General features: G+C 54.9%; 19 protein-coding genes and 1 tRNA gene. 11 read left to right on the top strand and 9 right to left on the bottom strand.

Annotated elements, in window-relative coordinates; genetic code table 11:
• Nucleotides 1–43 precede the first annotated feature (43 nt).
• Nucleotides 44–727: a hypothetical protein gene (locus ACR0D7_RS09280; RefSeq protein ID WP_480678767.1), complete on the bottom strand. Its 684-nt coding sequence runs from the start codon at nt 725–727 to the stop codon at nt 44–46.
• A gap of 125 nt (nt 728–852) precedes the next feature.
• On the opposite strand from ACR0D7_RS09280, the gene ACR0D7_RS09275 reads away from it, so the two are divergent.
• The 5 genes from ACR0D7_RS09275 to ACR0D7_RS09255 all read left to right on the top strand — a co-directional run bounded on the left by ACR0D7_RS09275 (nt 853) and on the right by ACR0D7_RS09255 (nt 3045).
• Nucleotides 853–1179 carry an antibiotic biosynthesis monooxygenase family protein gene (locus tag ACR0D7_RS09275; protein ID WP_170386054.1) on the top strand — a complete coding sequence of 109 codons (327 nt, stop codon included), beginning with the start codon at nt 853–855 and terminating at the stop codon, nt 1177–1179.
• Between the two features lie 64 nt (nt 1180–1243).
• Nucleotides 1244–1651, top strand: coding sequence for a universal stress protein (locus tag ACR0D7_RS09270; RefSeq protein ID WP_170573997.1), 408 nt, complete (start codon nt 1244–1246; stop codon nt 1649–1651).
• 242 nt (nt 1652–1893) lie between these two features.
• Nucleotides 1894–2238, top strand: a complete 345-nt coding sequence (locus tag ACR0D7_RS09265; protein ID WP_480678766.1) for an excalibur calcium-binding domain-containing protein — start codon at nt 1894–1896, stop codon at nt 2236–2238.
• A gap of 98 nt (nt 2239–2336) precedes the next feature.
• Nucleotides 2337–2627 (top strand): hypothetical protein, encoded by a 291-nt coding sequence (locus ACR0D7_RS09260; RefSeq protein ID WP_170386063.1) that lies wholly within the window; start codon nt 2337–2339, stop codon nt 2625–2627.
• A gap of 64 nt (nt 2628–2691) precedes the next feature.
• Nucleotides 2692–3045 carry an MmcQ/YjbR family DNA-binding protein gene (locus ACR0D7_RS09255; protein ID WP_480678765.1) on the top strand — a complete coding sequence of 118 codons (354 nt, stop codon included), beginning with the start codon at nt 2692–2694 and terminating at the stop codon, nt 3043–3045.
• A 4-nt stretch (nt 3046–3049) separates the two neighbouring features.
• On the opposite strand, the gene ACR0D7_RS09250 is transcribed toward ACR0D7_RS09255, so the two are convergent.
• Nucleotides 3050–3187 carry a hypothetical protein gene (locus ACR0D7_RS09250; RefSeq protein ID WP_480678764.1) on the bottom strand — a complete coding sequence of 46 codons (138 nt, stop codon included), beginning with the start codon at nt 3185–3187 and terminating at the stop codon, nt 3050–3052.
• A 201-nt stretch (nt 3188–3388) separates the two neighbouring features.
• On the opposite strand from ACR0D7_RS09250, the gene ACR0D7_RS09245 reads away from it, so the two are divergent.
• Nucleotides 3389–3904 carry a hypothetical protein gene (locus tag ACR0D7_RS09245; protein ID WP_480678763.1) on the top strand — a complete coding sequence of 172 codons (516 nt, stop codon included), beginning with the start codon at nt 3389–3391 and terminating at the stop codon, nt 3902–3904.
• Nucleotides 3905–4492 (top strand): hypothetical protein, encoded by a 588-nt coding sequence (locus tag ACR0D7_RS09240; RefSeq protein ID WP_480678762.1) that lies wholly within the window; start codon nt 3905–3907, stop codon nt 4490–4492.
• Nucleotides 4493–4508: 16 nt separating this feature from the next.
• Here the strand turns inward: ACR0D7_RS09240 and uvrB are convergent, their stop codons facing one another.
• The gene (uvrB, locus tag ACR0D7_RS09235) at nt 4509–6695 is read right to left on the bottom strand and encodes an excinuclease ABC subunit UvrB (RefSeq protein WP_480678761.1); all 2187 of its coding nucleotides are present in this window, start codon (nt 6693–6695) and stop codon (nt 4509–4511) included.
• A gap of 153 nt (nt 6696–6848) precedes the next feature.
• Between uvrB and ACR0D7_RS09230 the strand changes: the two genes are divergently transcribed.
• The 3 genes from ACR0D7_RS09230 (at nt 6849) to ACR0D7_RS09220 (ending at nt 7736) form a co-directional block, all read left to right on the top strand.
• Nucleotides 6849–7160: an ETC complex I subunit gene (locus ACR0D7_RS09230; RefSeq protein ID WP_170488963.1), complete on the top strand. Its 312-nt coding sequence runs from the start codon at nt 6849–6851 to the stop codon at nt 7158–7160.
• Nucleotides 7114–7638 carry a GNAT family N-acetyltransferase gene (locus ACR0D7_RS09225; RefSeq protein ID WP_480678760.1) on the top strand — a complete coding sequence of 175 codons (525 nt, stop codon included), beginning with the start codon at nt 7114–7116 and terminating at the stop codon, nt 7636–7638. Before ACR0D7_RS09230 ends, ACR0D7_RS09225 begins: the two co-directional genes overlap by 47 nt.
• Nucleotides 7639–7659: 21 nt before the next feature.
• Nucleotides 7660–7736 (top strand) — tRNA-Arg (locus ACR0D7_RS09220).
• Nucleotides 7737–7829: 93 nt separating this feature from the next.
• Here ACR0D7_RS09220 and ACR0D7_RS09215 read toward each other — a convergent pair.
• From ACR0D7_RS09215 to ACR0D7_RS09190, 6 genes are read right to left on the bottom strand one after another with little or no spacing between them, the layout of a single operon-like run.
• The gene (locus tag ACR0D7_RS09215; RefSeq protein ID WP_480678759.1) at nt 7830–9356 is read right to left on the bottom strand and encodes a hypothetical protein; all 1527 of its coding nucleotides are present in this window, start codon (nt 9354–9356) and stop codon (nt 7830–7832) included.
• Nucleotides 9357–9401: 45 nt separating this feature from the next.
• Nucleotides 9402–11597 (bottom strand): hypothetical protein, encoded by a 2196-nt coding sequence (locus tag ACR0D7_RS09210; protein ID WP_480678758.1) that lies wholly within the window; start codon nt 11595–11597, stop codon nt 9402–9404.
• A gap of 29 nt (nt 11598–11626) precedes the next feature.
• Nucleotides 11627–11896, bottom strand: a complete 270-nt coding sequence (locus tag ACR0D7_RS09205) for a hypothetical protein (RefSeq protein WP_480678757.1) — start codon at nt 11894–11896, stop codon at nt 11627–11629.
• Nucleotides 11897–11913: 17 nt separating this feature from the next.
• Nucleotides 11914–13254 (bottom strand): S8 family serine peptidase, encoded by a 1341-nt coding sequence (locus ACR0D7_RS09200; RefSeq protein WP_480678756.1) that lies wholly within the window; start codon nt 13252–13254, stop codon nt 11914–11916.
• A 13-nt stretch (nt 13255–13267) separates the two neighbouring features.
• Nucleotides 13268–14851 carry a tyrosinase family protein gene (locus ACR0D7_RS09195; RefSeq protein ID WP_480678755.1) on the bottom strand — a complete coding sequence of 528 codons (1584 nt, stop codon included), beginning with the start codon at nt 14849–14851 and terminating at the stop codon, nt 13268–13270.
• A gap of 38 nt (nt 14852–14889) precedes the next feature.
• Complete coding sequence (locus ACR0D7_RS09190) at nt 14890–16323, bottom strand: SGNH/GDSL hydrolase family protein (protein WP_480678754.1); 1434 nt, start codon at nt 16321–16323, stop codon at nt 14890–14892.
• A gap of 527 nt (nt 16324–16850) precedes the next feature.
• On the opposite strand from ACR0D7_RS09190, the gene ACR0D7_RS09185 reads away from it, so the two are divergent.
• Nucleotides 16851–17787 (top strand): CARDB domain-containing protein (locus tag ACR0D7_RS09185; RefSeq protein ID WP_480678753.1); only part of this gene is annotated, 937 nt, incomplete at its 3' end.

Raw genomic sequence — 17787 nt, 5'->3', positions numbered from 1 at the left:
CAAATGTTGGCGAGCCGTACTTGACGTAATTGGTTCGCTTTGTTCAGAATTCACTCCACAGCGCAAGTTTCAGGCCCGTATCAGTGCGGGCCTGATTGCGTTCAAGGCCCAGAACCCATGTGATCCTACTGTCTTGTGGGCGGATCATGATTGAAGGGCGTGCTTTCCAAAATAGCGGTCTGTCAGGAGTATAAGCTGTTTCGACTTGAATCAGAGGATTCAGCAGCCGATCTGCAGACAAACCCGCCGTGAAGTCCAGCTTGCGAAACACCGCATCATGTGTGCGATTTTCAACGGCAGTATCTACTGCCACCCAGCCATTTCCCCAGCCGGTCTGGAACCCTTTGCCATAAGATAGGGTCACCTTGTACAGCGCCCAGGCGTTTCGATACCTGTGATGAGCACCAGCCCCGAACTCAACGGTAAAACGCCCCCTGTTGCCGAAATCGGCGACAGGGAGGCGGGCAAACATAAGCGCATGGCCATAGAGGTCTCGGTTCTCCTCGATATCCAGCCCAATTGTCAGGCCGGGCCTGTACCCAAATTCTGCATAGAAGGCAGTTTTGTAATCATACATGCCATTGGGGTCTTTAAACGCGGTTACCGAGGCTGCGGTGAATGCCTGATCCTTCTCGCGCAGCCAAGCGCCCGGCCAAACCGGGGACGCGGCGAGCAGCAGAATAAAAAGACAGATGACCCGGTTCATGCGCGCAGCATCAACCAGCATGGTTAACCAATGGTTAGTTTTCTGCTCACTATTTAAAGCCCAATAAAAGATCCCGAATGCGGAAAGGAAACGCGAGACCTTTGCAAATCCTGTGTTAGGCTTGCAGAAAATAAGGGAGAATCCAGATGCCGAAAATTTCCAAGAATGCGAGTGTCCAGACTGTCATCACCACATTCGAAATGACTCCGGGCACTTGCCACGATCTTTTAGAGGCGCTGACCGATGCCTATGCCGAGTTTATCTCAAAACAGCCTGGCTTCATTTCAGCCGGGTTGCATGTGAATGACGCGCAGACGCGGATTGCCAACTACTCGCAATGGGAGCGTCGCGAGGACTTTTTGGCCATGCTGCGCACCCCCGAGATGCGCGACCGTAACCGCAAGATCAACGAGTTGTGCAAGAGCTTTGAGCCGGTGATGTACGACGTGGCAGAAACTTTCGGCAGTTCCTGACCTGGATCAAGGCCACGCTGCGCGGGTCCGCCGATGATTGTCCGGCTAAACAGAGGTGCGTGTCATGTATCACAACATACTTGTTCCAATTTCTTTTGATGCTGAACGGGATATTTCCGGCCCGCTGAAACTGGCCGAGATTCTGGCAACACCAGACGCTCAGGTGACCCTGTTGCATGTGGTTGAGCATATTCCGAACTATGCGATTTCCTATATGCCACCTGAATACCTGACCGAAGCCCGCAAGGCACTACAGGCCGAGTTGGATGATCTGGCGTCCAAGCTGCCAAATGCCACCGGTGTGGTGATCGAAGGGCATTCCGGGCGTACGATTCTGGATTGGGCTGACACCCACAAGCCTGATCTGATCATCATGGCGTCGCACCGACCCGGTATGCAGGATCTTCTGCTGGGATCGACTACGAACCATGTGGTCCGTCACGCGGCCTGCGCGGTTCATGTGGTACGCTGATCAGCCTGCAAGCCACTGCGCGGACGGAAACGGCCGGGAATGGCATTGATATGTGTGGAACCGGGTAAATTGGCTTTCATAGAGAAAGCCCTATCCCGCGCTTCGAACAAGCTGTGTTGTCGCGTAGCCTCGTGTTCGCCAAAGATTTGGGGTAATATGGCTGTATGTCGTCCCGGAAGCCTTCTCTGAGCCCCCTTTTTAAAGACTTTAGCGCTTCAGACCGCCATAAACGGGCCGAGGTCGTGCGCAAACGCGCCCTGTCACCGCTGCGTATTATTTTGATGATCATGATGCTGCCGGTAACAACTGCGGTCATTGCCATGGGCGTGTTCATTCGTACCTCTGAGTTTGAGCGGGAAGAGGCCGTGATTCATCTGATTGCGCTGGCAGGGTGCGAGGCCATTGCCCCCATCGCCCCAGGCCCTTTTTTGGTCGGAGAGCCCGGCTATCACCCGCGCAATGATCCAGATGGTGATGGGGTAGCCTGTGGTACGGTCGCTGCGCCGCTTCAATCAAATACGACAGAACAACAGCCGGAAACCTCGCGGTCCCGATCGGTGGGTGGCGCCAAGTTCGTGCGCCCCTGACCTGTTTCTAAGAGAATCCACATGACTGTGATACACTGCGCCCGACGCGCCGTTTTGGCCGTCTTTGGGGGGACATCGCCCAGATAGCGAGGAAAATTATGTTTGCACGCGTTACCCAATATAAAATGAAGCCTGGCACGCGCGACGAGGCCACGGCAAAGCTGAATGACCTGAAAGCCGAGATTATGGGCATGCCGGGCATGCATTGCTTTACCAATGTGATGAACGAGGATGGCAGTGGCTTTGTAGTCTCCGTGGTGGAAAGTGAAGAAACCTCGAATGCAAACGCGCCCAAAGTGGCAGAGATTTGGGGACAATTTGCAGAGTATTTGGAGGGCCCGCCATCGCCTGTCGGGTATGACGTGGTAGCGCATTGGCACACGGGTTAAGGTCTTGAGATTTGGGCAACCGTAACAGGTTGCCCTGGCTAGGATTGAAAGCCAAAATCGGAGCATGACCCGAGAAGAATTCAACGCATTTTGTGGAAGCCTCAAGGCCACCAGCCATGTGGTGCAATGGGGCAATGCGGATGTGTGGAAAGTCGGCGGTAAGGTCTTTGCGATCTGTGGCTGGAACGACGGGCGCGATGCCTTCACCTTTAAAGCCACCGATCTGGCCTTTGAGGTGCTGAGCGATGAGCCCGGCATCCGCCCCGCGCCTTATCTGGCCTCGCGGGGGATGAAATGGCTGCAGGTCTATGAGGAACGCGGGATGAGCGACGCCTCACTGCGGGATCATATTGTTACGTCTTATGATCTGGTTGTGGCCAAGCTGACCAAGAAGATACGGGCGGAGTTGGGGGTTTAGCCCCTCAGGCCTGATTGAAGGCGCTGACGGATTTTCCATAGAACTGCGCCAGATCTTCGGCCAGCACCACGCGGGTGCCGCGCACCTTGTGATTGGCGCTCTGGACCTCATGCGTGCTGGGCAGGGTGTTCGGGTTCGTCATGGCAACCGTTTGGAATCACAATTTGTGATTTTAAACGTGGCGGAGTGCGCGCTGGACTGCAAGGTTGAAGTGTGCGTGCATTGTTCGAGAGTGAACGGCGGTTGCAATAAGCTCCCAGCCGCCCTTACAGTTTCTAACTAACATTGGACAGACGCCAGACCAATTGGTAGCCTAATTCGAAGAATTTCACGAGAAGAAGAATTGTTTGACGATATTCGTAGCTTCGTTGAGTTCGTGAAAACCGAACCGTGGTCCGCACTAATAGTTGGGTTGGTTGCGGTCGTAATATGGTTTTTAATGAGCTTCTTTTCTACAATGGCAGAAGTGCTAGCAAAGAAACTAGTCTCGCCTAGCACATCACGCGACCAAAATCTCAATCATACTGTTGAGGTAGCCCAAGAGGAGTCTGATGAATTTAGTTCGGTTGTTCATCCTGAAGATGAGAAACCAACTGAACGGCTTGCTCCCGAGAATTTTGGCTCAAAGGAACAAGTGAGAACCAGTTCCAACTACCTTAACGTGTTTTTTAAGACCTCTCGAAAGAACCTTCATAACTTTAAATTCGTAAGCGTGATGGCAATAATATCTTTGGGAATGGCTATCGTTGCTGCTTCAAAAGAGACTGATTGGTTCTTAGTGACATACTGCAAGCTTGTTGAAAAAGCCGGAATTGGCTCGTCATACTGTGAGTATTTCGAAGGGATAGGAGGATTTTAGATGAAATATGTTTTTGCAGCCTTATTAATTTACTTCGTAGCGCCACTAGCTAACGCTCAAACTCTAAACAGCATGTGCAGTGACGACATAGTTAATGGCGACACTAGCGAGGCACGTAGAGACGCGTTGATTAGTTGTCTTGAGCAGTTATCGAGGCAGGTTGAGGCACTCGGAAGTGTCACGCAACAGTCAATTTCTGAGATGGAAAACCTCAGCATCGCGGCACCTTGGAACAATGCAATTCCGCCTGGAAGCATTATAGCATGGCATGGCTCTGGAAAAGTTCCCGATGGTTGGGCCATTTGCAATGGTGACAATGGTACACCCGATCTACGAGGCATGTTCATTCGCGGTGTCGGGACAGTTTCTGAAGTGGGGGTCGACCCAAATGGAACAGATACTCATACGCACAGTGCGAGTGTTGCCAAAACAAGCTCCAAACATGCGGACGGAGGATTGTTACAAGGAACACACCAAGGCCCAGATGACGCTACTTTCACCACTAATTTGCATGTGCATCCTGTGGCTGTGCAAAGGGCGCCAAATATCCCTCCGAATTATAAGCTACTGTATTTAATGAAGTTGTAGACGAACGTCAGGCATTTTATCTCTTTCTTCTCTTCACATTCCCACCCCGCTGCCCCGGCCTTCCAGCCGTTGACCGTCCGCGAGATTTCACCGCGTCTTCCGAGGCTTTCTCGACCGCCCATTGGCGTGCCATGGGGTCGTCGGCGACGGCGAGATCAACCGCTTCCAGACGTTTGATCTCATCCCGGATGTTGGCGGCCTCTTCGAATTCCAGGTTCTCGGCAGCTTTGCGCATTTGGTCGCGCAACCCGTCCAGATGGGCCTCCAAATTTGCGCCGTGCATCGGTTTGTCGATGGTGGCGGTGACGCGGTTCATGTCGACGTCGCCTTCGTAGAGACCGGCCAGAACGTCCTCGACATTCTTTTTCACCGTCTCAGGCGTGATGCCGTGTTCCTCGTTATAGGCAAGTTGCCTTGAGCGGCGGCGGTTGGTTTCGTTCAGGGCGCGTTCCATGCTGCCGGTGATCTTGTCGGCATACATGATCACCCGGCCATCAGCATTCCGCGCGGCGCGGCCGATGGTTTGGATCAGCGAGGTTTCCGAGCGCAGGAAGCCTTCTTTATCCGCGTCCAGAATGGCGACCAGCCCGCATTCGGGGATATCGAGGCCTTCGCGCAGCAGGTTGATCCCGACCAGCACGTCGAACGCCCCCAGCCGCAGGTCGCGCAGGATTTCGATACGTTCCAGTGTGTCGATGTCGGAATGCATGTAGCGGACTTTGATGCCCTGTTCGTGCAGGTATTCGGTCAGGTCCTCGGCCATGCGTTTGGTCAATGTCGTGACCAGCGTGCGGTAGCCATCGGCGGCAACCTTGCGCACCTCGTCCAGTAGATCGTCCACCTGCATGGATACGGGGCGGATTTCGACCTCGGGATCCAGCAGGCCAGTGGGACGGATCACCTGTTCGGTGAAGACGCCGCCGGTCTGTTCGATTTCCCACTTGGCAGGTGTGGCCGAGACAAAGACGGATTGCGGGCGCATGGCGTCCCATTCCTCGAACTTGAGGGGGCGGTTGTCCATGCAGGACGGCAGGCGGAACCCGTGTTCGGCCAGCGTGAACTTGCGCCGGTAGTCGCCCCGATACATGCCGCCGATCTGCGGGACGGAGACGTGGGATTCATCGGCGAAGACAATGGCGTTGTCGGGGATGAATTCGAACAGGGTTGGGGGCGGTTCGCCCGGTGCGCGGCCCGTGAGGTAGCGCGAATAGTTCTCGATCCCGTTGCAGACGCCGGTGGCCTCAAGCATTTCCAGATCGAAATTCGTGCGCTGTTCCAGACGTTGGGCTTCCAGCAGTTTGCCTTCACCGACCAACTGGTCCAGCCGGATGCGCAGTTCCTTTTTGATGCCGATGATCGCCTGTTGCATGGTCGGTTTCGGCGTCACGTAGTGCGAGTTCGCGTAGACCCGGATCTGCTCCATCGTGTCGGTCTTTTCGCCCGTCAGCGGGTCGAATTCGGTGATCTGTTCCAGTTCCTCACCGAAGAAGGACAGTTTCCACGCGCGATCCTCAAGGTGGGCGGGCCAGATTTCAAGGGAATCTCCGCGCACCCGGAACGAGCCGCGCTGAAACGCCTGATCATTGCGGCGGTATTGCTGGGCCACCAGATCGGCCATCACCTGCCGTTGGTCATAGTCCTTGCCGACCTTCAGGTCCTGCGTCATCGCTCCGTAAGTTTCCACGGAACCGATACCGTAGATGCAGGAGACCGAGGCGACGATGATCACATCGTCCCGCTCCAGCAGCGCCCGCGTGGCCGAGTGGCGCATCCGGTCGATCTGTTCGTTGATCTGCGATTCCTTTTCTATGTAGGTATCGCTGCGCGGCACATAGGCCTCGGGCTGGTAATAGTCGTAGTAGGAGACGAAATACTCGACCGAGTTTTCGGGGAAGAAGCCCTTGAACTCGCCATAAAGCTGCGCCGCCAGTGTCTTGTTGGGCGCAAGGATGATGGCGGGGCGCTGCGTTTCCTCGATCACCTTGGCCATGGTGAAGGTCTTACCTGTACCCGTCGCGCCCAGCAGAACCTGATCGCGTTCACCGTCCAGAACACCGCCTGCCAGTTCCTTGATCGCGGTTGGCTGGTCGCCCGCGGGGGAGAACTCGGTGTGCATGACGAATGCCTTTCCGCCCTCAAGTTTCAGGCGGGCGCGGACATCTTCGGCGGTCAGCTGGGTCTTGTCGGAATGAGCGTAAGCCATCAGGGGAGATTCCTTTCGCACCTGATTTTGATCTGTTTTTGTTCTTGTTCAAGGGGGCATTTCCAAAGCCTTTAATTGCGACAATTGTGGACTTGTCCACGCCGTGCGTCTGGCGCATAAACATGCCCAGCCAAGTGAGTACGGAGAGGCGACATGCGCGCACGGATTTACCAGCCTTCGCGAAACGCGATGACCTCGGGGATGGCCAAGACCCGCAAGTGGGTTCTGGAATACGCCCCTGCATCTGCGCGTGAGGTTGATCCGCTGATGGGCTGGACGTCGTCCAGCGACACGCAAACCCAGGTGCGCCTGAAGTTCGACACCAAGGAAGAGGCGCTGGACTACGCCAAAGACAACGGGATCGACGCGCAGGTCAGCGAACCGCACAAGCGCAAGCCCAACCTGCGTGCCCGTGGCTATGGCGAAAACTTCGCCACCGACCGGCGCGCGCCTTGGACCCACTGAATTGATCGACATCCGCGAGGCCGATCCGACCTCGGACGCGCTGCGCCCGGTGGTCGAGGCGCATTTTGCCCATAGCGAAACCGCGGGTCCTGCGGAAAGCAATCACACCATGGATGCCAAGGCGCTGGCGTGGCCGGAGATTCGGTTCTGGGCCATGTATGAAGCCGATCAGCCAATCGGGTGTGGTGCTCTCAAAACGCTGCCGGATGGCACGGCAGAAGTTAAATCGGTGCATATCTTGTCTCAGGCCCGCGGGCGTGGCCTAGCACGGGCGATGATGGGGTATCTGGCCGATCTGGCGCGATCCGAAGGGATTTCCGCCTTGGTTTTGGAAACAGGCGCCGCGCATCTGCCAGAGTATGACGCGGCGCGCAAACTCTATGAGACGCTTGGATATTCCTATTGCGGGCCGATCTGCGGATACGAGGCCGATCTAAACAGCGCCTTCATGCGCTTGGGTCTTGAACCCCGCCCGTAAAAACCGCAAGAAGGGCGCAGCGGTCCCGTAGCTCAACTGGATAGAGCAGCTGACTTCTAATCAGCAGGTTGAGGGTTCGAGTCCTTCCGGGATCGCCACTTATTGATTCTCGCATCGCTGAGCCCTAGCTTGCGGCAAAACTTTTCGCGCCAAACCCGGCCTGATGCTATTTTCAGGCCCTTAACCGGACATCACTCGTCCAGAACTGTGCATTCAAAGAAAATGTCCGTGATTTTACGTCGGTCTGTGAACCGCTTCCATTCGGCCTCGGTGACATGGGCTGGCCTTTCAACATCGTTGATGTCAGATTGAAACACCTTGCCACGCGCCTTGTGGTCCAGCGCTTCGCGAATGGCTTTTAACGGGTGTTTCCACGGCCACGGTCGCCGTTTCATGGCCCAATCCTCATTTGCCGGAATCATTGCGATGAACTCATCAGCAAAGGATCCCTGAGCCATCCAATCCAGGTTTGGATGATCGTCCTGAGGTGTTCCCTTTAGCGTGGCATTGTGACTGCCATGATGGCCGACTTTGTACAGAACAGTGCGGGCCAACAATTCGCGTGACGTCACATGCTGTCCGGACCCGAGGTCCCACGTCAGATTGGCCCAAGAAACCCAGCTTCCGCGCTGTGCATCACCGGTGAGCAACAGAACTTTGCCGCTGTTGATCAATTCGATCGCGACCACAAGGCTGGTGTTGTTAACTTCGCTGTTCAGCCGAAGAGCCAGTTCCTGACCCTGTCCCAACCAGTCTCCGTCTATGCGGCGCCAATCATTTGATTGTTCGGGTGAGTCCCCATAAGTCTGCTCAAAGAATTCCCAGATTTCCGGGCTACCGCCCGGATAACAACCCGGGTTTCCGGACGCGTCTAGCTGGATGCCATGCCGCCCGGGGAACGGGTTACCGTTCATGTCGCCTGCACCTGTCGCCGTCGCCGCAAAGAGGCATCGTGCGGCACCGTCCAGACCCGCCGCCATCTTAAATTCTTCGTGGCTTTTGGGGTCCAGAGACATCAACAACGCCTCAGAACGCGGCGGGCCGAAGCAAAACACGCGTACGCCATCTACATCTTTCAGGGTGTATGGTCCCTTGTCAGGCCGTAGAAACTCAATGCGCCCACCGGCCTTGTCGCGCATGGCGCGAATTGCTTCCTTATTTTTTCGCCCACGCAAGGCAAGGCGCATGGCCTGATCGCGACTAAGTTCGGGGCGGCCGGCCTGCAACTTATCTGCGGCGGCCTTCAAAAACCCCCTTGGATCTTCCTCGGCAATTTCAAAGCCAAGCAACCCGTCAATTTCGCCTACCGATTTCTCAAAACCCTGCTGGCCGGTCAGCTTTTCGGTCAAACCGACAAGACCCAAAAGAGTATCGTCGAACCTGTCGCGCAATTCATTGGCAAAATCGTCGTCACCATCTTCGGTCCACGCCAACCAAAGGATGTCGACGTCGACATCGCTCCAATACGTGCGTGTTCTGGCCCTGGGTGGCTTTGCCAAAAACCCATTCACGTGATCCTCATGTTCATGAGTGATCAGCACGATGTCGAGCTTCCCACCGGTTGCGGTCTCGATATCCTTAATGATGACATCTATGGTGTTCGCTGGCTTTATCTCGGATTTCTTTTTCATCCCACAGTCGATCAGCATGTAGAACGGATCGCCGTTGGCTTTTGGGGTGCACAGAAGAAAACAGTCGCCGTGTCCATGTCGATACATACGAACTGTCATTCCAGAGGCGGGGGGATTCATACGTGGCATATCTCAATACTCCCCACATTGCTGATGCAGCTTCGCGAATGTTTCCCGCCCATCCGAGCGTGTGTCTCCTGCGAAAGCGTTGCGCGGAGTTTCATCGCGTTCTACAAGAAAGACCCTCATACGCTCCAAAGCCTCAGAGTCAGAGATATTGCCTTCGGTACGGATCACCCTCCGAATCCGGTAGGGCCCCGCATCTATCAGCAATGTGCAGCCCCGACGGAAAGTGAAATCACCACGTTCCGAGGCGGGCAAATTGGTTCGGGCATCCATCTCCCGCTGTTTCTCGGGGTCGAAATAACCCCGCCGACGTTGCATGACTTCGACCACATATTCTCGTTCAACCTGACCTCGGGCATCACGGCGATTGGCCATACGTACCGAGTGGACCTCAAAGGAGGGCAATTCCGTCAATTCACTGCGATAGACCGTTCCCGGTGCATTCTTCGAACAATCCAAACCCAGATATTCCAGAAGTCGTCCATTCTGGGGGTCGCTCAAAAGGCCCCAGAACAAACGGCAATAAAAGTTCTGCGCGTTCCATACGATTTCACGATCAATCCCCAGACCCTTGGTCAAAAGGTCCAATGCCAATACGTTCTCCAGGGTAAAGCGGCTTTGGCGAGCTTCCAGTTTGAATTTCGAATTCAGTTTGCTTAGCGACCTCTGCCGACGTGCGCTTTGTTGTGCAGACATCTTGTGAATATCGTGTTTCTCGTTCCACAGATCCATTATGCGATAGGCGTGTCGGTCCAGCGCGTCGGTTATGTCGGTGCTGACATCAGCCCGATCCACCAGAACTTTGCGAACACTTTGGGGGTCCATAACCAGAATGCCAAATGCCGTTTCCAACTCATCCTTGATGTCTTGCATGCCGTCATCAATTTGGTCGGCGACAAGCTCGGATAATGTGGGCCAAACCAGTGATCTGGGCGAGTATGTTTTGGCCTCGGGCACAAGACCCCAGGCGATGAATGCCTCAAGGATGGCAACGCGATAGCCGCGTTCATCGTCGGGGTACAGGTCATGGTCTGCAGTGATTATGGCCTTGAGGTACTGGCCGAAGGTGACATCCACGGGCGGGCAGTAGTCCAGTGCCCGGATACATATTTGCAGGATGTGTTTAGCGGCCTTTGCGGCCTCATTTGCAAGGCGGTTGATCATATCCGGGTGCAGTGCGCCGGGTGGCATGATACCCGTTCCGTTAGAAGCGATCCGGAACATATCGGCCGTGCGAGTCTTGTAGATGTTCACAAAGGCCTGAAAAACGGCGGCAACCAAAATTGCACCCCGCGCATGCGGTCCTTTTGCCCGGTTGATGGCGTTGCGGTCTGGAATTCGCAGTCGCCAATTGCCCGCCACATCACTTTCCCCCAACGCGTCACGCAACGCGCCGCCGCGCCCGAGGGCCAATCCAAATTCCTGTGCCAACTGTCCCAGCAAGGTTTCTGTCTCCAGATCACCGCGGGCTCTGGCGATCTGGTCCCGCAACACCTCAGGATGTGAAAAATGCTGGAACAGCGCGACGATGTCGGCGAACGCCTCGTGCAGCGCCAGCATGTCCGGGTTGCTGCCCTGCGAAAATCTGGGATGCAGACCATCCAGCAAGGCATGGGTCACTTCGTGGGCAATGACATCGTAAGAAAGGCACGTAAAAATGATAGAGCCCGGAACGATCAGCGGATGCTGGTCATCGGCCTCAAAATACCCAAACAGCAACGCTTTTTTGGCCGGGCTGTAAAAGGCGTTAGCCTCACGCAGCGCATGTGGATATATCCGCAGCCGCTGCACGTATTCTTCAGTTATCCGCCCATGTTCAAAATGAATCCTTGGTGCCCACAAAGCGACGCGGCCCAGGGCTTTCTCGAAGTGCGCGATCGTGGTCATGGCGACGGCATAGACCATCTGCTGGTGAAAATTTGGGTTGGCTTCATCCGGGCGAAGCCCGTCCCGCGCCAATAGCATCGAGTCGTTCAGATCGATGGGCGGGTATGCCAAATTGCTGGCGGGGTCGATGTCGACGACTTCCAGATACTCTCCAACCGGGCCCGGACCGGTATCTTCCAACCGTTTTCCATCCATTTCTACTGGAATGGTCAGGCTGATTTCATTGATTTTCAGGGTTTCCAGCCTGCGCCCCAAACTGGGATCAAACGCGAAGACACGAATTCGTCGGTTGGTGTTGGTTAAAATTTCATTCATCGCATCAATCCGTTCTTTGAAATGCTGTACTAGTCATTCAACGGCCCGATTTCAGGGTCTTCGTAAGGCCCTTTAATTGCATCGCCCAAAACTTCCTTTGCCAGGGACAGACCCTGCGGCGTCAGTCGCATCGCAAACTGCCCGCGTTCAGGGTTGATAAGGGCTAGGCCAAACCTTTGATCTATGTGTTCTGGCGAAAGATTTAGAGTTGCGGCAACGCTATCAATGGTCGGGTTCAACCCGAGTTCGCGCGGCAGAAAGACTTGAACCAAAACGAACCTGTCTTGGGCTTCACCCATCGCCTCAGAACCTCCGCTCAGACCAATCCCATGCCGGCTGCGGCTGCAACCGGGTTGATGATTCCAAAGCCGTAGTCGGCATTCCAACCCGTTCCCTGAACCTGCTTTGCCGATAGCTGCAGTTGCGAGAACAACGACGTTGGCGGGATAGCCGTAGGATCCGCCGACGTGCGCAGCGCTGCAACACATCCTGCGACAACCGGGCAGGCGGCTGATGTCCCGCCGTCGGGTTGGCCAGCCCCGGACGCCTCAGACCCTAAAAAATGCGTGTAACCGGTTATGTTCGGCTTATTGGCGGCCATTCCACTAATAGCTGGCCCCTGCGAAGAATATCCGACCCGGTCGTCATCGATGTCGCACCCGGCGACCGTAAAGACCTCTTGCAACGCATTGGCGCCGTTTATCACGTCGGTCGACAGGCCCTGACAACGCCCGTCAGGACAGTCTGCGCCGCAGTTACCTGCCGCAAAAATGATGTCAGCATTGGAACGCGCCAAAGTCGATACCACGACATTGAACGGGTGGTTGGGGTTGTCCGAATAACGGCCCGCATGCCCAGGAGGGAAATCCCAACTAGGATGAAACATGCCCCAACTGTTGTTTACCACAAGCGCCTTGTAGCGGCCTGCCCCACTGGGGGCAAAAGCGATCGCCCAGAAAGCAAGAAGTTGGGAAAACCCAAGCAAAGCTATGCTCAATCTACGCCCCATTGCCGAGGCTCCAGGGGCCGTTCCCAACAAGATGGGGAAATCAAGCAAGGTTGCCTTTGGCGCCGCTATTAGCGTGTCATAGGCACACATGGTGCCATGTCCAACTGTGTGTTGAAACGGCTGCACAGTCATGCCGGGGGGTGTCCACGAGTTTGCCGGATCGACCCGCGCGGGTGCTCCAAACTGAGTATTCAGATGACTTAGGTTGATCCCGGTATCTAGGATTGCGACCGCAACACCATCCCCATCCAAGCCGTCGCTGTGCAATGAGGCAACGTTGAGCTTGGTGGCAACGTCGCTTGCCGTCCCGACCGGCGGATTGCCGATACAGGTCAGGAACGGAGCGATCTCGGGATCGGCGAACAGCGGAACACCTTCTGCCGTCTCGGGGACATCTTTGATATTGTCGACCTGAACCGTCCCGCGCACAGCAAAATTCTCGGAGCTTTCTGGCGTCAAGCTGTCCATGGTCTCGATATCAAACTGGCCTGAGCCGACGGGTATTGCCGAAAATTGTCGGTCCACTTCGACGCCGGATGGGGATCTGGTTCCGTCAAGGATTCCAAGCGGATTGCCAGCTCGGGCGCTTGCAGCCGAAGCTTCAAGTGCCTCCTGACGGGGCAAATACATGATTACGGGAACTTGCATGTTTTCACTCCTTTCAATTCTTAACCAGCCGCAAGGTTGAAAAGGTTATGGACCCCAATTTTTCGGCTCGGTCGGTGGCAAGCGAAGGGTCAACGCCAGCTGCTGGGTTCGCAGATGGGACCAAAAGATCAAAAGGCAGCACGATCAGGCTTGCCCGCGATGGGTCGGGAAGAGCCGCCAATGCGCGCGTGGCATCGAATTTTTGAGACCCCGCGCCATCATGCGCCTCGTCTCCATGATCCAATCCAAACAGGGCCAAAGCCCCCAAATACCCTGGAGCCGATCGATCAGGGCCAGCAAACAAATCCGGATCGGTAAGGTACAGATCATACCCCATTAACGGTGTATCGTTGATGTGCAGTCCACTAATTTCAATCGAGAAACTTTCTGTAGAAGCCGTAGGAGATTCGAAGACCGAGAGGTCGAGATCTTCGGCGATCGCTATCTCAAAAGCGTCTTGTGCCACTGTGGTTGACCCATCGATCTGGATCAATGTCTCTGGTTCTGTTGTGGCAGTGTCGGCTGAAGTCCCCGCCGTGAGTATCGGAGAAACAGGCAATTGCAAGGGCGTACACGTGGGATCATCGCTGTCATATGCGTAGCCAAGGGCACGGTGATCCATCAAGCTACGGCGTGTGTCTTCAACTACCGCACCACTGGCGTCGTGGAAGGCCCAAGGCTGGGCGTCAAACCACGCATCATCCGGCAGCGCGCCCCAATCTCGACCCGCCAAGCACATCCAGTCTGCCCACAGCTTGTCGATCATCGCATGATGTATCCAGAAAATCGGATCGAATGCTGCAGTTCGAACGCTGCCCATCGCCCCGGCTGCTGATCCAGTGCTGCCACCGACGGCAAAGTGAATCATATTGTGCGGGCTGCGCTCGATCAGGCCCTGAGTTCCGGGCTCGGTATCAGCGTTTCCACCGGCGAAGCCTTGATTGTCCTGCACCCCGAAAAAGCTTGTTTCTGAAAGAGCTGTCTGCGCGTCAACTGCACCCTGGCTGAGTTCGAACAATCCGAAAGCAAATGGCAGGTCACGTTCTTCATGATGTAAGGGATTGGGAATAGTTTGCGCGGCGTCTAGAAATGGTGCGGCAAATGGCTGAGGGAACATTCGCTGCCCCGGATCTGTGTAATCCCAGTAAGGGAGAGCCAGCGATGGGTCGCCGGCGGCCTGCGCCAATATCTGCTCAAAATAATGCAGATAAGCCCGATGCCAGATTAAGAAATTCGCGGACGTCTGGCCGAAATGCGGGCATTGGTTCCAAAACCGTCCCTGATCAACAGTGGCCACATTCGAATCCATAGCCAGCGCCTGCTGAACTGCGTCAGTGGTCACTCCATGTACCGCAGCCTGGAAGAACCAGCTTGTCGGGTCAGAGGGCGGTCGCTGCTTCATGACTGCGATGCCTTGCATAAGGCTATTCATGCGACCTGTATCTTGCATAAACGCAGCCAGTGAGATTCTGGTTTTCGAAATGGGCTGGGCCGTGGTGGCGACCGGAATAGTTGCAGTCAGTGGCAAAACGAGAGCCCCGGCTAGCACCCCTAATGAGGTGCGGCGGTCAACGTGGCCTATGTTCGATTTTGTCATTGTTGCCTCCGATTTCCAGGGTTGTTCCTTTCCGCCCGTCAGCTCAGTGCATCCCCCCAGACAGCACAGGTTTCCGCAAGCGTCGGGCGCAACACTCGACGGATCAGGAAGGCTGCAAGCACGGTTGCGACTGCCGGAGCCAACCCAAACGCGCCAACCAGTAGTTGTACCAACGCGCCAGCAAGGGCCGATCCTCCGATTCCCAATGCATCTAGGATTTTCTTACGTTCCCCCTCGTCATCCGGATTGTCGCCACAGATCAAGCCGTGCAATTCACGAGACAAACGGCGCAGGATGCGCCGCCCCAGTGTTTTGAAACCTGGTTCAACACCGGATGCTGCCACGGAAATCGCCGCCTCAGATCCGACCAGGTTCAGCTCGGGTTCAGCAGACAACAGCATTGACCGCCGACCGATTTCGGCAATTAGCGCGTCGTCGCTCAGGGCGGATGCCAGCAATACGACTTCGTCTGCTGCCTCGGTGGCTCCGGATGGTAGGCTCAGGAGCGGGGACGCGGTCATTGCGTGACCGCCTGTCAGGTTGTTGGACAAGGCCTCACGGAACAGATTACCGACTCGTTTAAACCCCGCATTCTTGGGGTGCAGTTCATCGAACCAATCTCCTTGGACGGAACTGCGGCAATCCACAAGATGAACCGAGCCACCAAGCGCAGGCTCGGCAACCAAAGCCGTCATTGCGGCGTGAAATCTGTTCACCAAATGCGCGACAAGGTCCCGCTGCAATTCAGGGTCACGGATTTCCAGTTTTTCCATTGGTTTGCCCAACCAGCGTCCCTTGTCGGGGATCGCGTGATCATATGAATGGCAAAAGACCGGCATGCCCGGAAAGCCCCGCACCAGTCGGGTCAGAAGGGTTCTGTAGTTCTGAATTGTTTCATTCAGTGTATTCTCAAAATCCTGTGTTACATAATCTTGCACAGTTAAGGTCGGGTCAAAATGCTTCAGCGCCCGCACCAGGCGGCCCTCACCCAAGAGGTCGTTCCCTCCCCCTGAAAGCAAAACACCGTCAGGCTTTTCTGCCATTACCGTTGCAATAAGTTCGTTCTGGGTCACCATGTCGGACACCAGATCGCCCGCCGCCCCAAGGCTACGGATCGCGTAGTCCGGTTCCAGTTGATCGATCACATCTTTCAACAAGATGGGATACTGAAACCAGCTGTCCCCTTCGCTGACCAGCCTGGGACCGTCCCAATTTTTTATTCGGGTTTTGTAGCGTTGATTACGCCGCCACCGGGCCAAGGAGTTGGCATTGCTTAGAAGGACCGCACCTTGCTCGAGGCTTGGTTCGACTGTAGCAGGATTAGGCTGGATCACCGGCGCAAACGGCGTGCTCGCATGGGAGTTTTCGGTTAAATAGGGCGCAATTTCTTCGTCAGGAAATTCGGGATCCCGCAGCATTTCGTATAATTGCGCTTCAGAAATAGATGGAATTTGAATAGAATTATCCGCCATCACGATCTCTAATGTTGGTTTGAAAACAATGCGTTTGTAAGAACGAATTGTTGGGCATTAAGCGTAAAAGTAGAAAAATACAGTCTATTCTTATCATACTTTTGGGGATTTGTCACCGACGCGGAAACTTGCCCACACCATCCGATAGGCAGCGATGTGCTTTTCTGTGGTTAGAGTATCGCGGAATGCCGACGTTATTCGTAACGGAGAGCCAAGAAAGGTCTACAAGATCAAGCTTAAGCAGATGAGGATCGGTTGATTGCCGATGTGATCGAGCCGCTGTGGAGGCGAGAGGGCCGAAAGTTCCGCAGAAGTAACCTAAGAGCCTGCGATTCTGGCTGAACGATGGATTATGCGTGGGAATGGGAAACGTAAACAGCAGAAAGCGAGAGGACCTCCAAATCTCACTGAAATGTGGCCTCGCACACAACTCAAAGTTAAATAAATGACTGATAATTCAATGCCAAATTGTTGACGCATTTCTTTGCAAGTCAATCTCCAAGGATTTTGATTCAAGGAGTTATATGATGCCCAAACCAAACAAAGGTGGCGGTGACAGCAACGTCATTTCCGGAAACAAGCGGGATAACACATTGGTCGGTACAAGCGCCGATGAAATCCTGGACGGGAAAGGCGGAAATGACAGGCTGATTGGTGGCGGCGGCAATGACACGATTTACGGCGGAAGTGGTGTCGACACTGCTGTGTTTGCCTATGCTCGTGACGACTATGACGTTGTTGTATTGAGCGACGGGCAAATCCAAGTTTCTGGCCCCGAAGGTACAGACACCATTTCTGGCGTCGAACTGTTCGAATTTGCGGATATGACGCAGACTGCGGCTGAAGTCGTTATGCCCCGCTTCGCCAATCTGATGGCGGAAACCATTCAGGTGGACGATATCAGCCTCTCCCCCGGCGAGACGACCAATGTTAACGTAAGTATCGCATCCAATGGCGTGATCGACGCAGCTGACTCGACGGTAGCGCTATTGATTGCATCTGCGCCAGATGAAACCGCGGTCATGAATGCCGTTGGCACTACAAGTCTTACCGCGACGGCAACCGGTACATCTGGTTCAGCAACATTTACGTTTGATCCGGCAACGCTTGAGCCTGGAACATATTGGATTGCCGCACGTGTCGACAGCAATGACGTCCTTAACGAGGAGAATGAAGCGGACAATTTAACCGAATGGGTTCAGATCACGGTTGAGGCTCCATCCGCTGATTTGCAGTTGGTATCCGCTACAATCGGAGGCAATTCCGATCTTGACCTTGAAGGCGGCGGTAAGATCGAGATGGACTACGTCATTCATGATGCATCCAATATGGACGTGTCTTGGTTTTCCGTAGCGACTTATATTTCAACGGATTCTGTGATTTCCGCCGAAGATCATCGTATTGCCGGTGTGACCGGCGGAACCAACCCTGGCATGACATCAAGCTTCACTGCCACGCACTGGC

The sequence above is a fragment of the Ruegeria sp. BB7 genome (assembly GCF_056539365.1).
The sequence above is the reverse complement of the archived record's forward strand: the minus strand, read 5'-3'. Positions and strand labels throughout refer to the sequence as shown.

Coding starts and splice junctions, on each gene's coding strand:
- ACR0D7_RS09280 (WP_480678767.1), bottom strand. CDS start 727: ATGCTGGTTGATGCTGCGCGCATGAACCGGGTCATCTGTCTTTTTATT.
- ACR0D7_RS09275 (WP_170386054.1), top strand. CDS start 853: ATGCCGAAAATTTCCAAGAATGCGAGTGTCCAGACTGTCATCACCACA.
- ACR0D7_RS09270 (WP_170573997.1), top strand. CDS start 1,244: ATGTATCACAACATACTTGTTCCAATTTCTTTTGATGCTGAACGGGAT.
- ACR0D7_RS09260 (WP_170386063.1), top strand. CDS start 2,337: ATGTTTGCACGCGTTACCCAATATAAAATGAAGCCTGGCACGCGCGAC.
- ACR0D7_RS09255 (WP_480678765.1), top strand. CDS start 2,692: ATGACCCGAGAAGAATTCAACGCATTTTGTGGAAGCCTCAAGGCCACC.
- ACR0D7_RS09250 (WP_480678764.1), bottom strand. CDS start 3,187: ATGACGAACCCGAACACCCTGCCCAGCACGCATGAGGTCCAGAGCGCC.
- ACR0D7_RS09240 (WP_480678762.1), top strand. CDS start 3,905: ATGAAATATGTTTTTGCAGCCTTATTAATTTACTTCGTAGCGCCACTA.
- uvrB (WP_480678761.1), bottom strand. CDS start 6,695: ATGGCTTACGCTCATTCCGACAAGACCCAGCTGACCGCCGAAGATGTC.
- ACR0D7_RS09230 (WP_170488963.1), top strand. CDS start 6,849: ATGCGCGCACGGATTTACCAGCCTTCGCGAAACGCGATGACCTCGGGG.
- ACR0D7_RS09225 (WP_480678760.1), top strand. CDS start 7,114: ATGGCGAAAACTTCGCCACCGACCGGCGCGCGCCTTGGACCCACTGAA.
- ACR0D7_RS09215 (WP_480678759.1), bottom strand. CDS start 9,356: ATGTATCGACATGGACACGGCGACTGTTTTCTTCTGTGCACCCCAAAA.
- ACR0D7_RS09210 (WP_480678758.1), bottom strand. CDS start 11,597: ATGAATGAAATTTTAACCAACACCAACCGACGAATTCGTGTCTTCGCG.
- ACR0D7_RS09205 (WP_480678757.1), bottom strand. CDS start 11,896: ATGGGTGAAGCCCAAGACAGGTTCGTTTTGGTTCAAGTCTTTCTGCCG.
- ACR0D7_RS09200 (WP_480678756.1), bottom strand. CDS start 13,254: ATGCAAGTTCCCGTAATCATGTATTTGCCCCGTCAGGAGGCACTTGAA.
- ACR0D7_RS09195 (WP_480678755.1), bottom strand. CDS start 14,851: ATGACAAAATCGAACATAGGCCACGTTGACCGCCGCACCTCATTAGGG.
- ACR0D7_RS09190 (WP_480678754.1), bottom strand. CDS start 16,323: ATGGCGGATAATTCTATTCAAATTCCATCTATTTCTGAAGCGCAATTA.